The 15,283-nt window shown below is 72.6% G+C and carries 13 protein-coding genes; 8 read left to right on the top strand and 5 right to left on the bottom strand.

Annotated features, from left to right (window positions below; translation table 11 throughout):
• Positions 1-73: 73 nt before the first annotated feature.
• Positions 74-355, bottom strand: coding sequence for an HPr family phosphocarrier protein (locus tag ACFRKB_RS18445; protein WP_030350167.1), 282 nt, complete (start codon positions 353-355; stop codon positions 74-76).
• Between the two features lie 146 nt (positions 356-501).
• Between ACFRKB_RS18445 and ACFRKB_RS18440 the strand changes: the two genes are divergently transcribed.
• From ACFRKB_RS18440 to ACFRKB_RS18425, 4 genes are all read left to right on the top strand, one after another.
• Positions 502-3,372 carry a bifunctional acetate--CoA ligase family protein/GNAT family N-acetyltransferase gene (locus tag ACFRKB_RS18440; protein WP_383106930.1) on the top strand — a complete coding sequence of 957 codons (2,871 nt, stop codon included), beginning with the start codon at positions 502-504 and terminating at the stop codon, positions 3,370-3,372.
• Positions 3,373-3,691: 319 nt separating this feature from the next.
• A complete protein-coding gene (locus ACFRKB_RS18435; RefSeq protein WP_383106928.1) occupies positions 3,692-4,297 on the top strand; it encodes a DUF5998 family protein in 606 nt (201 codons plus the stop codon).
• Positions 4,297-5,493, top strand: a complete 1,197-nt coding sequence (locus ACFRKB_RS18430; RefSeq protein ID WP_383106926.1) for an alkaline phosphatase family protein — start codon at positions 4,297-4,299, stop codon at positions 5,491-5,493. Before ACFRKB_RS18435 ends, ACFRKB_RS18430 begins: the two co-directional genes overlap by 1 nt.
• A gap of 67 nt (positions 5,494-5,560) precedes the next feature.
• A complete protein-coding gene (locus tag ACFRKB_RS18425) occupies positions 5,561-6,202 on the top strand; it encodes a thymidine kinase (RefSeq protein WP_383106925.1) in 642 nt (213 codons plus the stop codon).
• A 44-nt stretch (positions 6,203-6,246) separates the two neighbouring features.
• Here the strand turns inward: ACFRKB_RS18425 and ACFRKB_RS18420 are convergent, their stop codons facing one another.
• Entirely contained in the window at positions 6,247-7,023 is a 777-nt protein-coding gene (locus ACFRKB_RS18420; protein ID WP_383106923.1) for a VOC family protein, read from the bottom strand.
• Between the two features lie 211 nt (positions 7,024-7,234).
• Between ACFRKB_RS18420 and ACFRKB_RS18415 the strand changes: the two genes are divergently transcribed.
• On the top strand, positions 7,235-8,062 hold the full coding sequence (locus ACFRKB_RS18415; RefSeq protein WP_383106921.1) for a sulfurtransferase: 828 nt from the start codon (positions 7,235-7,237) through the stop codon (positions 8,060-8,062).
• 125 nt (positions 8,063-8,187) lie between these two features.
• On the opposite strand, the gene sepH is transcribed toward ACFRKB_RS18415, so the two are convergent.
• Positions 8,188-9,216, bottom strand: coding sequence for a septation protein SepH (sepH, locus tag ACFRKB_RS18410; RefSeq protein ID WP_383106920.1), 1,029 nt, complete (start codon positions 9,214-9,216; stop codon positions 8,188-8,190).
• Between the two features lie 488 nt (positions 9,217-9,704).
• Between sepH and ACFRKB_RS18405 the strand changes: the two genes are divergently transcribed.
• On the top strand, positions 9,705-10,538 hold the full coding sequence (locus ACFRKB_RS18405; RefSeq protein WP_383106919.1) for a hypothetical protein: 834 nt from the start codon (positions 9,705-9,707) through the stop codon (positions 10,536-10,538).
• Positions 10,539-10,588: 50 nt separating this feature from the next.
• On the opposite strand, the gene ACFRKB_RS18400 is transcribed toward ACFRKB_RS18405, so the two are convergent.
• Both ACFRKB_RS18400 and ACFRKB_RS18395 read right to left on the bottom strand, forming a co-directional pair.
• The gene (locus ACFRKB_RS18400) at positions 10,589-11,908 is read right to left on the bottom strand and encodes a D-arabinono-1,4-lactone oxidase (RefSeq protein ID WP_383106917.1); all 1,320 of its coding nucleotides are present in this window, start codon (positions 11,906-11,908) and stop codon (positions 10,589-10,591) included.
• Complete coding sequence (locus ACFRKB_RS18395) at positions 11,868-13,115, bottom strand: MFS transporter (RefSeq protein WP_383106916.1); 1,248 nt, start codon at positions 13,113-13,115, stop codon at positions 11,868-11,870. Before ACFRKB_RS18395 ends, ACFRKB_RS18400 begins: the two co-directional genes overlap by 41 nt.
• Before the next feature lie 148 nt (positions 13,116-13,263).
• On the opposite strand from ACFRKB_RS18395, the gene ACFRKB_RS18390 reads away from it, so the two are divergent.
• Both ACFRKB_RS18390 and ACFRKB_RS18385 read left to right on the top strand, forming a co-directional pair.
• A complete protein-coding gene (locus ACFRKB_RS18390; protein ID WP_383106915.1) occupies positions 13,264-14,391 on the top strand; it encodes a ferrochelatase in 1,128 nt (375 codons plus the stop codon).
• Positions 14,392-14,402: 11 nt separating this feature from the next.
• On the top strand, positions 14,403-15,257 hold the full coding sequence (locus tag ACFRKB_RS18385) for an inositol monophosphatase family protein (protein WP_383106914.1): 855 nt from the start codon (positions 14,403-14,405) through the stop codon (positions 15,255-15,257).
• The last annotated feature ends 26 nt before the right edge of the window (positions 15,258-15,283 follow it).

The raw sequence follows: 15,283 nt of genomic DNA, 5'->3' as shown, positions 1-15,283 counted from the left end.
GTGGTCCGCTGAATTCAGCGGACCACGGCTCCGTCGTGGAAAGCCGTGGAAATACGTTCAGGCCGTCTTGCGTTCAGACCGTCTCGGGAAGCTCGTCGAGCCCTTCGGCGACCAGCTTCGCCAGCCGGTCCAGCGCGGCGTCGGCGCCCTCCGCCTCGGAAGCCAGCACGACCTCCTCGCCGCCCTGCGCGCCCAGGCCGAGCACCGCGAGCATCGACGCGGCGTTGACGGGGTTGCCGTCGGCCTTCGCGATCGTCACCGGGACGCCAGCGGCCGTGGCGGCGCGGACGAAGATGGAGGCGGGACGGGCGTGCAGGCCCTCGGCCCAGCCGACATTGACGCGGCGCTCAGCCATGGTGTTGCCCTTCAAGTCTCAAAAACGATGTCTAGACCAGCGTCTCATGTGCCACGGAGTTGCCGGGGAGTGCCCCCGTGCCTGCCCCGGGACCCGGCCCGCCCCGGGCCCGGACCCTGGCGACGCCCGCGCCGTAGGCTTTGCCCATGGAGACGCCGTCGGACCATGCGTACCCCGGTCACTGGGAAGCGGACGTGGTGCTGCGCGACGGAGGCACCGCGCGGATCAGGCCCATCACCACCGCAGACGCGGAACGGCTCGTCAGCTTCTACGAGCAGGTCTCCGACGAGTCGAAGTACTACCGGTTCTTCGCCCCCTACCCGCGCCTCTCCGACCGGGACGTGCACCGCTTCACCCACCACGACTACGTGGACCGGGTGGGCCTCGCCGTCACCGTGGGCGGCGAGTTCATCGCGACCGTACGGTACGACCGCATCGACGAGCGGGGGCTCCCGGCGACCGCGCCCGCCGACGAGGCCGAGGTCGCCTTCCTCGTCCAGGACGCCCACCAGGGACGCGGTGTCGCCTCGGCCCTGCTGGAGCACATCGCGGCGGTCGCCCGCGAACGGGGCATCCGGCGCTTCGCCGCCGAGGTGCTTCCCGCCAACAACAAGATGATCAAGGTGTTCCGTGACGCCGGATACACCCAGAAGCGGAGCTTCGAGGACGGCTCCGTACGCCTCACCCTGGACCTCGAACCCACCGCCGAATCCCTCGCCGTCCAGCGTGGCCGCGAGCAGCGCGCCGAGGCGCGCTCGGTGCAGCGCCTGCTCACCCCGGGCTCGGTGGCCGTCGTCGGCACCGGACGCGTGCCCGGCGGCGTCGGCCGCACCGTTCTGCGCAATCTGGTCGACGCGGGCTTCACCGGGCGCGTGTACGCGGTGAACCACGCCTTCGCCGAGGATCTGCGCGCGCTCGACGGCGTCCCCGCCTTCCGGTCCGTCGCGCTCATCGGTGACCCCGTCGACCTCGCGGTCCTCGCCGTACCGGCCGGGCAGGTGCCGGAGGCGGTCGCGGACTGCGGCCGGCACGGCGTCCGCGGTCTGGTGGTCCTCTCCGCCGGTTACGCGGAGAGCGGGCGCGAGGGCCTGGAGCGCCAGCGCGAACTGGTGCGGCAGGCCCGCTCGTACGGGATGCGCATCATCGGCCCCAACGCGTTCGGGATCATCAACACGGCCGAGACCGTCCGGCTGAACGCCTCGCTCGCGCCCGAGCCGCCCGACCAGGGGCGAATCGGCCTGTTCACCCAGTCGGGAGCCATCGGCATCGCCCTGCTCTCCGGGCTCTACCGGCGCGGCGCGGGCCTGTCGTCCTTCATCTCCGCGGGCAACCGCGCGGACGTCTCCGGCAACGACATCCTCCAGTACTGGTACGAGGACCCGGACACCGATGTCGCCCTCCTCTACCTCGAATCGATCGGCAACCCGCGGAAGTTCACCCGGCTCGCCCGGCGTACGGCGGCGCTGAAGCCGGTCGTGGTCGTGAAGGGCGCGCGGCACAGCGGCAGCGCGCCGCCCGGCCACGCGGTCCCGGTCACCCGTATCCCGGACGCGACGGTCTCGGCGCTGCTGCGGCAGGCCGGGGTGATCCGGGTCGACACGGTCACCGAACTGGTCGACGCGGGCCTTCTGCTCGCCTCGCAGCCCCTGCCCGCCGGCCCGCGCGTCGCGATCCTCGGCAACTCCGAATCCCTCGGTCTGCTCACCTACGACGCCTGTCTGACGGAGGGCCTGCGCCCCTCGCCGCCGCGCGACCTCACCACCGCGGCGACTCCGGAGGACTTCCGCGCCGCCCTCGCGACGGCCCTGTCCGACCCGGCCTTCGACGCGGTCGTGGTGACGGCGATCCCGTATGTGGGGGAGACCGGCACCACGGATCCCGCCAACGGAGGCGCCCTGGGCACCGCGCTGCGCGCGGCCGTGGCGAGCGCCCCGGGGAAGCCGGTCGCGGTGGTCCATGTGGAGATCGACGGCCTGGCGGAGGCGCTGGCCGCGGTGGAGGGCGGCGCGCGAGGTCCTGCCGCGCCCGGGACCGCGCCCCCGCGCCCCACCAGTGCGCCGCCCGCCCCCTCCGCGCCGCCCGCGCCCGCCGCCCCTGCTGAATCGCCCGCGCCCTCCGCACCGCCCGCCCCCGCCTCTTCCGGCCGCATCCCCGCCTACCCCGCCGCCGAACGTGCCGTCCGCGCGCTCGCCGAAGCCGTCCGGTACGCGCAGTGGCGACGCCAGAGCGCCGAGCCCGGCAAGGTGCCCGAGTCCCTCGACGACACCATCGACGAGAGCGCGGCCGCCGCGCTCATCGACCGGCTGCTCGGCGACACCGCCGACCCCCACGGCGTGCCGCTCGCCGCCGCCGACACCCGGGAACTGCTCGGGCTGTACGGCATCCCCGTACGCCCCACCCTCCCCGCGCCGGGCCCCGACGACGCCGTCGCCGCGGCGGACCGGCTCGGCTACCCCGTCGCGCTGAAGACCACCGCGCCCCATCTGCGCCACCGCTCCGACCTCGGGGGCGTCCGGCTCGACCTCGCCGACGAGGCACAACTGCGCCTCGCCCACCACGAGCTGACCGAGACCCTCGGCGGCCCCGCCGAGCTGCGGCCCGTCGTCCAGGCCATGGCCCCGCGCGGCGTGGACACCGTCGTACGGGCCGCCATCGACGCCGCCGCCGGAGCCGTGCTCTCCTTCGGGCTCGCCGGAGCGCCCTCCGAACTGCTCGGCGACCTCGCCCACCGGCTCGTACCGGCCACCGACCGCGATGTCGCCGAGCAGATCCGATCCATCCGCTCGGCGCCCCTGCTGTTCGGCTGGCGCGGCTCCGCACCGGTCGACACCCCCGCCCTGGAGGAGCTGCTGCTGCGGGTCTCCCGGCTGGTCGACGACCACCCCGAGATCGTCTCCGTCACCCTGGAGCCCGTGGTCGTCGCCACCCGGGGACTCACCGTCCTCGGCGCGAACGTCCGCCTCGCACCGCCGCCCGCCCGCGACGACCTCGGCCCGCGCCGCCTTCCCAGCTACTGAGCCGCCGCTCGTGCCCTGAAGGTTCCGACCGGATGAGGCCTTGGGCCCTGTCTGACACATACCGCCTGACTCGCGACGTCTGGCACGCACGCTCGCTGCGTTGTCGGGCTCGTCCGAGTACGTCCGGGCCATTCACAACGCCGACCCTCCGCCTTGCGATCGCCGCTCGGCATCCGAAGGAGGAGTCAAGGCGCCGAGACGGAGAGAGCGCAGCGAACGTAGTGCGCCAGACGCCGCGAGCCCCGCCCTCCGGGCGGACGGCGCTATGTGTCAGACAGGGCCCACGGGGCGTCTCCGGCAGCCATCCGGCCACCGTAGGATGGAGCCCATGGCGAAGACCGGTACGACGACCCAGGGGCTGCGCACGGCGATCGAGCGCAGCGGCTACTACCCGGCTCTCGTGGCCGAGGCGGTGGAGGCCGCTGTCGGTGGCGAGCAGATCGCGTCGTACCTGGTGCATCAGGAGACCACCTTCGACGCCAACGAGGTACGCCGGCATGTCACCGTCCTCGTGCTGACCGCCCACCGCTTCATCGTGAGCCACACCGACGAGCAGGCCGCCGACTCCAGTTCCCCGACCCCGTTCGCCACCACCTCCACCGAGTCGGTCAAGCTCGACCGGATCTCGTCGGTCGTGGTCAGCCGCGTCGTCGCCAACCCGGAGTCGTACACCCCCGGCACCCCGCCGCGCGAGGTCGTCCTCACCATCGGCTGGGGCGCCGTCTCCCGGATCGATCTGGAGCCGGCCGCCTGCGGCGACCCCAACTGCGAGGCGGACCACGGCTACACCGGCAGCTCCACCGCCGACGATCTGAGCCTGCGCGTCAGCGAGGCCGGTGACGGCCCGGACACCGTCCGCCAGACGCTCGCGTTCGCCCAGGCCCTCTCCGAAGCCACCGCCGCCGGCACGGCGCCCGGCCGCTGATGGCCGCCGAAGCCCTCTGGCAGGACCCCGTCCCGCTCGCCCTCGACACCGCGCCGCTGCCCGAGTACGGCAGCGGCTCGCTCGCCGATCTGCTGCCCACGCTCGCGGCCGGCCAGGGCGTACCGAACCTGACCGCGGCCATCTCCGAACTGACCCCCGCCGACCGGAACTGCGTCTTTCTGATCGACGGCCTCGGCTGGGAACAGATCAAGGCCCACCCCGACGAAGCGCCCTATCTGACCTCCCTGCTCGGCAGCTCGCGCGGCAACACCGGCCGCCCCCTCACCGCGGGCTTCCCGGCCACTACCGCGACCTCCCTCGCCTCCGTCGGCACGGGCCTGCCGCCCGCCGCTCACGGCCTGCCCGGATACACGGTCCGGGACCCGGCGACCGGCGCGCTGATGAACCAGCTGCGCTGGAAGCCCTGGACCGCGCCGCACGTCTGGCAGCCGTACCCCACCGTCTTCCAGCTCGCCGACGCCGCGGGCGTGCACACCGCCCAGGTCTCGTCGCCGACCTTCGCCCACACCCCGCTCACCAAGGTCGCGCTCAGCGGCGGGACCTTCCTCGGCCGGCTCTCCGGCGAGGAGCGGATGGACCTGGCGGCCGAGCAACTCGGCGCGGGGGACCGGTCGCTGGTCTACACGTACTACAGCGAGGTCGACGGCAAGGGCCATCGCTTCGGTGTCGACTCCGACGCCTGGCGCGGCCAGTTGATGTATGCCGACCGGCTCGCCCAGCGCCTCGCCGAGCAACTGCCGCCCCGGGCCGCGCTCTACGTCACCGCCGACCACGGCATGATCGACATCCCCTTCGACGAGGAGTCGCGCATCGACTTCGACGAGGACTGGGAACTGCGCGCCGGGGTGGCGCTGCTCGGCGGCGAGGGCCGGGCCCGCCATGTCTACGCCGTACCGGGCGCCGCGACCGATGTGCTCACCGTCTGGCGCGAGGTGCTCGGCGACCGCTTCTGGGTGGCGAGCCGGGACGAGGCGATCGCGGCGGGCTGGTTCGGACCGCCAGGAGCGATGGACGAGCGGGTGTACGACCGGATCGGCGATGTCGTCGCGGCGGCCCATGACGATGTGGCGATCACCGCCTCCGCACAGGAGCCGCACGAGTCGGCGATGGTCGCGATGCACGGTTCGATGACCCCCGTCGAGCAGCTGGTCCCGCTGCTCGAAGTACGCTCTTAGGGCCCGATGGACCGCTTGTCGCGGTTTCCGGGCTCTCCTCCTGTCACCGAAAGGCCGTCACCCCCTCATGCCAGAGCTGGTGTTCTTCTCCGGAACGATGGACTGCGGAAAGAGCACCCTCGCTCTTCAGATCGAGCACAACCGGTCCGCGCGCGGGCTCCAGGGCATGATCTTCACCCGCGACGACCGCGCGGGCGAGGGCAAACTCTCCTCCCGGCTCGGCCTGGTGACCGACGCCGTCGAGGCCGCCGAGGGCTTCGACTTCTACGCGTATCTGGTGGACCGGCTCTCCAAGGGCGGCCGGTGCGACTATGTCATCGCCGACGAGGCCCAGTTCCTCGCGCCCGGGCAGGTCGACCAGCTCGCGCGGGTGGTGGACGATCTGGAACTGGACGTCTTCGCCTTCGGCATCACCACCGACTTCCGCTCCAAGCTCTTCCCCGGATCGCAGCGGCTGGTGGAGCTGGCCGACCGGGTCGAGGTCCTCCAGGTCGAGGCGCTCTGCTGGTGCGGCGCGCGGGCCACGCACAACGCGCGGACGGTCGGCGGCGTCATGGTGGTCGAGGGGGCGCAGGTCGTGGTCGGGGATGTCCACCAGAACGGGAACGAGGTCGGGTACGAGGTGCTGTGCCGGCGCCATCACCGCCGCCGGATGACCGCGGCCTCCGCGCGGGCGGCCGCCCTCTCCCCGGACGTCCTCCCGGTCTGACCCGCATCAGGGCCCTGGTCAGTGGCGGGCCGGTACGCGGCCGGTCAGCGCGTGGGCGACCGTACGATCGTGAAGACCGCGCCCTCCGGGTCCGCGACCGTCGCGAGCCGCCCGTCCTCGCTCTCACGCGGTGGCGCGATCACCTGCCCGCCCAGCTCGGTCACCAGCCCCGCGGCGGCGTCCGTGTCGTCCACCTCGAAGTACGTCATCCAGTGCGAGCCCAGATCCCGGTTGAGCGACCGGCCCACGCCGTGCAGTGAGGCGACGGGCCGGTCCTCCAGACGCAGTGTCATGAAGTCGAGGTCGGCGGAGACGACCTCCTCCACGTCATAGCCGAAGACCGCCTCGTAGAACTTCCCGACCGAGGATGTCTCACGCGTGATCAGTTCGTTCCAGACCGGTGTGCCATGGGCTCCGGCCACGGCCGTGCCGATATGCGCCGCCGCCTGCCAGATCCCGAAGACCGCACCGGACGGGTCCGCGGCTATGGCCATCCGGCCGGCCTCGGCCGCGTCCAGCGGTCCCACGCCGACGGTGCCGCCGCAGCTCCTGATCAGCTCGGCCGTCAGATCGGCGTCGTCCGTCGCCAGATAGGTCATCCAGGAGATGGGCAGCTGCCGGTCCGGCGGCAGCTGGCCGATGCCCGCGATCGCCTTGCCGTCGAGCAGTCCGCGGACATACGGTCCGAGCTGCTGCGGTCCCGGCTGGAACTCCCAGCCGAACAGCGCTCCGTAGAATTCCTCGGTCGCGGCAAGGCCGTGCACCATCAGACTCACCCAACAGGGTGTGCCGGGTGTGCGCCGGATCGCTGCCTCGGTCATCGTCACTCTCTCCTCGGACCTTCGTCATGGCGGCCCCGGGCCGAGCGCGAGCCGCGGTGCGGGACATGGCCGTACAGCCGTGAAGATGCTGTCACCCACCGCCATCCGGCGCCGGGTGGCCGCGCCGCATTTGGCGGGATCTCGATTTGCCGTTTACCCCCTGTTTCTCCTCCGTTACGGGCGGCCCGGATCGTGCGCGAGGATGGCTTCCATGACAGCCATCATCACCGCGGCGGAACTCGCCTGCGAGTCGGCCGGCCCCCGCCCGCCCGTCCTGCTCGACGCCCGCTGGCAGCTCGGCGGTCCGCCCGGCCGCGCGCAGTACGAGGCCGGCCATCTGCCGGGCGCCGTCTTCATCGACCTCGACCAGGAACTGGCGGGCCCGCCCGGCGCGGCCGGCCGGCACCCGCTGCCCGACGTGGCGGCCTTCGGCGCGGCGATGCGCCGGGCCGGAGTCTCGCAGGACAGGCCGGTCGTGGTGTACGACGGCGGACAGTCCTGGGCGGCGGCCCGCGCCTGGTGGCTGCTGCGCTGGGCGGGCCACCCGGACGTCCGGGTCCTGGACGGCGGGCTGGCCGGCTGGACCGGCCCCATGACCACCGAGATCCCCGTGCCGGAGGAGGGCGACTTCACCCCGGCGCCCGGCGCGCTCCCGCTGCTGGACGCGGACGCCGCGGCGTCCCTGGCGCGCGAGGGGCTGCTGCTGGACGCGCGGGCGGCCGAGCGCTACCGCGGCGATGTCGAGCCGATCGACCGCGTCGGCGGCCATATCCCCGGCGCGCTGTCGGCGCCCACCTCGGAGAATGTGGCTGAAAACGGTGGGTTCCTCCCGGCCCAGGACCTCGCGTCCCGCTTCGCGGCGCTGGGGGTCACCGGTGATTCGAAGGTCGGCGTCTACTGCGGCTCGGGGGTTTCGGCGGCCCATGAGGTGCTTGCCCTGGAGATCGCGGGCATCCCGGCGGCGCTGTACGCGGGTTCCTGGTCCGAGTGGTCCGCCGACGCCTCACGTCCGGTCGCCAAGGGACCGGATCCCCAGTAAGCCGGATCCCCCACAGGAGTAAGCCGGATCCCCACAGGTCCTGGACACACCGGAGGGGCCGGTACTCACCAGCAGTGGTGAGTACCGGCCCCTCCCGCGCCGTATGTACGTGGCGTACGAACCCGCTAATCCTGCTTCTTGCGGCGCGTACCGAACACGATCTCGTCCCAGCTCGGCACCGCGGCCCGCCTGCCCGGACGGACGCCGTCCGCCTCCGCCTGGCGGTCCGTCGTGCCCGTGAGCCGGTCCCGGTGACCGGCCACCGAGCGTGGCATCAGCACATCCGCGTACGCCGATCCGGCACCGGCCGAGGCGGCGGGCGCCACCGGCTCCTCGGCGTCCGGCTCCTCCTCCTGGTCCGCGGGCGGACCCGCCGGCTGCTCGGGCACCACCATGTCGCCGCGGAAGCTCGGCACCGCCTCCAGCAGGCTGGTCAGCGAGTCGCGCTCGCTCGTGTCCTCCGGCTCCGGCGCGACCGGCCGCTCCAGCTGCCGGTCGAGGGAACGATCCAGCGGCCGGTCGCGCGGCAGCCGGGCGATCCGGGGCACGAACGGGAAGCTCGGCTCCTTCGCGGCGACCGTGTCGTCCGTGTCACCGATCAGCGCGCGCGCCTCGTCGTCCACGGCCTGCACGAGCCGCCGGGGCGGGTCGTACGTCCAGCTCGCGGAGTGCGGCTCGCCCGCGACCAGATAGACCAGCAGGACTTCCCAGGTGCCGTCGTCGCGACGCCAGGAGTCCCACTGCACGGTCTCCTTGTCGGCGCCGCGCAGCGTCAGCCGTTCCTGTACGGCCTCACCGAGCTGGGGTCCGGTGTTCTCGCCGGGCCGGCGCACGGCCGTCTTCCTGGCCCGCTCCGCCATGAAGGCGCGCTCCGCGAGCACCGGCCCCTCGAAACGGCGGACCCGGTCCACCGGGATTCCGGCGTGCTGCGCGACCTCCTCGGCGGAGGCACCGGCTCGTATCCGCGCCTGGATGTCGCGCGGTCTGAGGTGGCTCTCCACCTCGATCTCGATCTGGCCGAGACGCGCGCGGTCGTTGCGCACGGCGGCGCGCAGCCGCTCGTCAATCGGAAGCGTGTATTCCGTGCTGTCGGCAGCTTTGAGCACCAGTCGTGTGCCGTCGTTGGAGACGGCCACGACACGCAGTTCGGGCATGGGGACCTCCCGGGTGGTGCCTGCCGACGTCACGTGCGTCGCTGCTTCCGCTAGTCGAGTGTGGCCTGCCCGGGTGCAGCCTGCCACAACCTTTCCGTGCTGCCCGGCGTGTCGGGCATGGGTCCTGGATCGCCGATGGCACGGTTACCCGTTTGCGACGCAGAGTGACGAACCGGGTCACTCTCTGCAGCAGGTGCCCGTACGGTGCCACGGCTCCGCCGGATCGAGTGCCACGTTCGGCCCCCTTCCCGTTGGTCCCGGACGCCCATGAGGGAGTCCGGCCCCAGGGCTCGCCACAGTACTCCATTCGGGCCACGGGGGTGGACCGGCGCGCCGCCCAAGTTCTCCCAGGGTAGGGGAGTTGAGTCCGGGTGACGATCCCGAACGGGTGTCCTGCTTCACAGAATCCCCAAAATCGGAACTATCCGTTTCGCCCAGTGGTCCTTTCCTGGTGCAAGGTGGGGCAGATGGGCGATCAGGGACGGTAGATGGATCAGAGGCCGGGCATCAGTACGCGCCAGGACGGGAGCGAGGTATCCGGAAAGCAGGGGGAGCGGCGGCTCGAACTGAGCGTGGCGCAGGTCGGGGGCAGCACGCTCGCGGCGGTCGCGGCGGCCGTGCTCGCCTCCCGGCTCGGCGTGTACGGGACGATCGCCGGCGCCGGTCTGGTCAGCGTGATCGCCACCTGCGGCGGCCCGCTCTTCCAGCATCTGTTCCGGCGCACCGGCGAGCAGATACGCGAGGTCACCGTCCAGGCGAAGCCGGGCGGCCGGCAGGTGCCGGTACGGGACGTTCCGGCCGAACCGCCCCTGCCTGACGGGGAGTTCGGGGAGGCCACCACCCATGGCACCCGGGTACGGGGCTGGAAGCGCCCGCTCCGCGCGGCCGTTGTCGTCTTCGTGGTGGCGATGGCCGGCATCACCGGGTTCGAACTGGCCGCCGGGCAGGATCTGAACGGAGGCAAGGGGACGACCGTCGGATACGTCGTGCGCGGCGGTGGCGGCGATTCCACCCCGTCGAAGGACCCCGCCAACTCCCCGGGCCCCGGCGGCGATCCGAGCGGGACACCGGACGGGCGGTCGTCGGACGGCACCGGCGGTACGGACCCGAGCGGCTCGCCCGGCACCGGACCGAGCACGGGTACGGGTACGGACACGGGACAGGGCGGCAGCACGGATCCGTCGCCCGCCCCGTCCACCACGCCCTCCGCCACCCCCTCGGACTCCGGCGGCTCCAGTCCGGGACCGACGCCCTCCGACGGCTCCGGCGGTACCGGAACGAGTGACACCGGAACAGGCGACTCCGCGACGACGGGCCCGTAACCGGACCGCTCCGGGGACGGGGGAGTGGGGCGCGGGGAGGGCATCGGCACTCAGTCCCCGAGGACGCGCCGCAGATAGTCGTTCCCGAACAGCCGGTCCGGATCGAGCCGGTCCCGTAGCGCCGTGAACTCACCGAAGCGCGGATACACCCCGGACAGATAGGCCGCGTCCCTGGTGTGGATCTTCCCCCAGTGCGGCCGGCCGCCGTGCGCGGTCATGATCCGCTCCACCGCGGTGAAGTAGGAGCGGTACGGCGTGCCCCGGTACAGATGCACCGCGATGTACGCGCTCTCCCGGCCCGACGCCGTCGAGAGCGTGATGTCGTCCGCCGGGGCCGTCCGTATCTCCACCGGGAAACTCACCCGCAGTGGGGAACGCTCGATCATCGCCTTGACCTCGCGCAGCGCCCCGACCGCGGCCTCGCGCGGCAGCGCGTATTCCATCTCCACGAACCGCACCCGGCGCGGGGAAGTGAAGACCTTGTAAGGGATGTCCGTGTACGTACGGGCGGAGAGGGCGCGGCTGGAGATCCTGGCGAGCGCGGGGATGGTGGCGGGAACGGCGCGGCCGAGCGAACAGGCCACCTGGAAGGCCCCGTTGGAGAGGAGTTCGTCCTCGATCCAGCCGCTGAGCCGGCCGGGCGGATCCGCGAGACCCGCGCTGCGGTTGTTGCGCTTGGTGTTGCAGTTGCCGGTGTGCGGGAACCAATAGAACTCGAAGTGCTCGTTCTCCGCGACATGCTGGCCGAACTCGGCCGTGACCCGGTCGAAGGTCATCGGCTCCTCACGGGCCGTCAGCAGGAAGACCGGCTCCACCGCCAGGGTGACCGCGGTGATCACACCCAGCGCGCCGAGCCCGATCCGCGCGGCGGCGAAGACCTCCGGGTTCTCCCCGGCCGAGCAACGCAGCAGCGAGCCGTCGGCCGTGACGAGTTCCAGGGCCCGGATCTGGGCGGCTATGGAGGCCGAGTCCCGGCCGGTGCCATGGGTGCCGGTGGAGGTGGCGCCCGCGACGGTCTGCTCCATGATGTCGCCCATATTGGTGAGCGACAGTCCCTCTCTGGCCAGCGCCGTGTTCAGCCGTTTCAGCGGCGTGCCCGCCGCCACGGTCACGGTGCCCGCCGCCCGGTCCAACTCCCTGATGCCGGTGAGCAGATCGGGGCGAATCAGCACCCCGTCGGTGGCGGCGGCCGCGGTGAAGGAGTGGCCCGTACCGACGGCCTTGACCCTGAGCCCGTCCCGCGCCGCCCGGCGTACCGCCCCGGTCAGTTCCTCGACGGAGGCCGGGGTCACCACGCGGGCCGGACGGGCCGTGACGGTCCCCGCCCAGTTACGCCACGCTCTTGTGGCCGTCGTACGGTTCCTGGTCATCCGCCCCGCGCCCTCCCCGACTCGGTACCGGCCCGCGCAGCCGGCGATACCCCAGGAACGCCACCACGGCCGCGGCCGCGCCCGCCGCGACGGGCACCCCGTACCCCGCCTCGGCGCCGGCCGCGTCCACCACCCAGCCGGCGGCCGACGAGCCCAGCGCCACACCGACCGCGAGCCCGGTACTGGTCCAGGTCATGCCCTCGGTCAGCTTGGTGCGCGGTACGTGCGCTTCGACGAGGGCCATGGTCGTCACCATCGTCGGTGCGACGGAGAGGCCCGCGACAAAGAGCGCCACGGCCAGAAACGGCAGGTTCCCGGCCAGTTGGAGGGGGATCATACTCACGGCCATCACACAGATACCCACCAGCCACCTCCGCGCGGGGGGACCGGTGAGATGCAGCAGCCCGAACACCACCCCGGCGAGGCAGGATCCGAGCGCGTACACGGCCAGCACCAGACTCGCGGCCGACTTGTGGCCCCGCTCCTCCGCGAAGGCGACCGTCACCACATCGACCGCGCCGAAGATCGCGCCGGTCGCGACGAAGGTCGCCACCAGGACGCGCAGCCCGGGGGAGCGGAGCGCCGAACCCCCGGTGTGCTGCTCGCGCGGCTGCGGTACGGGCTCGGTGGCGCGCTGCGCGGTCAGCCAGACGACACCGACGATCAGGAAGACGGCCGCGAGCAGCGGACCCGCCTCCGGGAACCAGGCGGTGGAGAGCCCGATGGAGACGATCGGGCCGAAGATGAAGCAGACCTCGTCGATGATCGACTCCCACGCGTACGCGGTGTGCAGCTCGCGCGGTGAGCCCCGGTAGATCGCGGCCCAGCGCGCCCGCACCATCGCGCCGAGGCTCGGCACACACCCCGCGCCCGCGGCGAAGACGAACAAGGTCCAGTCGGGGGCGGACTGCTGGGCGCAGACGAGCAGCCCCGCCACGGACGTCACCGCGACCAGGGTGGCCGGCCGCAGGATCCGCCCCTGGCCGTGCCGGTCAACGAGCCGGGAGATCTGCGGACCGAGCAGCGCGGCGGACATCGCCAGCGTCGCGGAGAGCGCCCCCGCCAGTCCGTAACGCCCGGTGAGCTGGGAGATCATCGTCACGATGCCGATGCCCATCATGGCGAGCGGCATTCTGCCGATCAGACCGGCCGCACTGAATCCCTTGGTACCGGGAGCGGCGAATATCGCGTGGTAGGAACTGGGCAACGGACGCTCCGGTAAGGAATGAATCTGGCGATACAGCTTACGGTCGCGGGTCCGTCGCGCGCGCCCGGATTTCCGGCCGGACGGCGCCGGCCGCCTCCGTCGGGGCGCGGTTGCCGGACGTGGAGCGCCGGGTGGGAGGATCGGACACATGCCAGAACAGCTCGCGACTTCCCCCTACGACGCTCTGCTTCTGCTGTCCTTCGGCGGTCCCGAGGGCCCGGACGATGTGGTTCCGTTCCTGGCGAACGTGACCCGGGGCCGTGGCATCCCCCAGGAACGGCTGAAGGAAGTGGGCAAGCACTACTTCCTGTTCGGCGGGGTCAGCCCGATCAACGAACAGAACCGCGCCCTGCTGGACGCCCTGCGCAAGGACTTCGCCGAGCACGCCGTGGATCTGCCGGTCTACTGGGGCAACCGCAACTGGGCGCCGTATCTGACCGACACCCTGCGCGAGATGGTCGCGGACGGCCGGCGCCGTATCGCCGTGCTCGCCACCAGCGCGTACGCCTCGTACTCGGGCTGCCGCCAGTACCGCGAGAACCTCGCGGACGCGCTCGCCACCCTGGCCGAAGAGGGGCTCGCGGTGCCGCGGGTGGACAAGCTGCGCCACTACTTCAACCACCCCGGCTTCGTGCGCCCCATGGTCGACGGCGTGCTCGCCTCGCTCGCGGACCTGCCGGAGGACGTACGCGCGGGCGCGCATCTCGCCTTCACCACCCACTCCATCCCCGACGCCGCCGCCGACACCTCGGGGCCGGCCGAGGCCCGCGGCGAGGGCGGTGCCTATGTGGCACAGCATCTCGATGTCGCCCGGCTGATCGCGGACGCGGTCCGCGAGGAGACCGGCGTCGAGCACCCCTGGCAGCTCGTCTACCAGTCGCGCAGCGGCGCCCCGCACATCCCGTGGCTGGAGCCGGACATCTGCGACCACCTGGAGACCCTGCACGGCGCCGGCGTCCCTGCCGTCGTGATGGCCCCCATCGGCTTCGTCTCCGACCATATGGAGGTCCTGTACGACCTCGACACCGAGGCCACCGCCAAGGCCGCCGAGCTGGGGCTCCCCGTACGCCGCTCGGCGACGGTGGGGGCGGACCCGCGCTTCGCCGCGGCCGTACGTGATCTCCTCCTGGAACGCGCCGCCACCGAGCGGGGGCGCGCGGTGGAACGCTGCGCCCTGGGCGCGCTCGGCCCGAGCCATGACCTCTGCCCGGTCGGCTGCTGCCCCGCCCGTGCCCCCAGGCCCGCCGCGGCGGGCGCCGACAGCCCGTACGCCTGAAGGAGCCCGCTGTGACCGACGCCCCGAACGAGGACGCCAACAAGGACGCCGACGAGGGCGCCCTGCCCGGCGACGCCCTGAGCGACGAACTGCTGGCACTCGCCCTGGAGGCGGCGAGCCGGGCCGGCTCGCTGCTGCGGGACGGCCGCCCCGACGATCTGGCCGTCGCGGCCACCAAGTCCAGCCCCATCGACGTCGTCACCGAGATGGACATCGCGGCCGAGAAACTGATCACCGGCTATCTCTCCGAACACCGCCCCGACGACGGCTTCCTGGGTGAGGAAGGCGCCAGCTCGGCGGGCAGCAGCGGGGTCCGCTGGGTCATCGACCCGCTGGACGGCACGGTCAACTACCTGTACGGGCTGCCCACCTGGGCCGTCTCCATCGCCGCGGAACGCGACGGCGAGACGCTGGCCGGAGTCGTCGCGATCCCGCTGCGCCGCGAGGTCTTCCGCGCCGTGCGCGGTGGCGGAGCGTTCCTCAATGACCGCCCGATCGGATGCCGCCCCGCTCCGCCGTTGGAGCGTGCCCTGGTGTCCACCGGCTTCAACTACGTCACCGCCGTCCGCACCCACCAGGCGGGGATCGCCCAGCGGCTGATCCCCCGGCTGCGCGACATCCGCCGCGGCGGCTCGGCGGCGGCCGACCTCTGCGATGTCGCGGCGGGCCGGCTCGACGGCTACTACGAGCGCGGACTGCATCCCTGGGACCTGGCGGCCGGTGATCTCATCGCCCGCGAGGCGGGCGCGCTCACGGGCGGCCGTCCCGGCACCCGGCCGGGCTACGACCTGACGGTGGCCGCCACCCCCGGTGTCTTCGAGCCGCTCCAGGCGCTGCTGGAGGAGTACGGCGCCTGGCACGACTAGGTTCTGTCCGGCCGAGGCACGGCCGG

This window comes from Streptomyces scopuliridis, assembly GCF_042790125.1.
GTDB classification, from domain to species: Bacteria; Actinomycetota; Actinomycetes; order Streptomycetales; family Streptomycetaceae; genus Streptomyces; species Streptomyces scopuliridis_A.
This window is presented reverse-complemented; position numbering and strand designations above follow the sequence as displayed.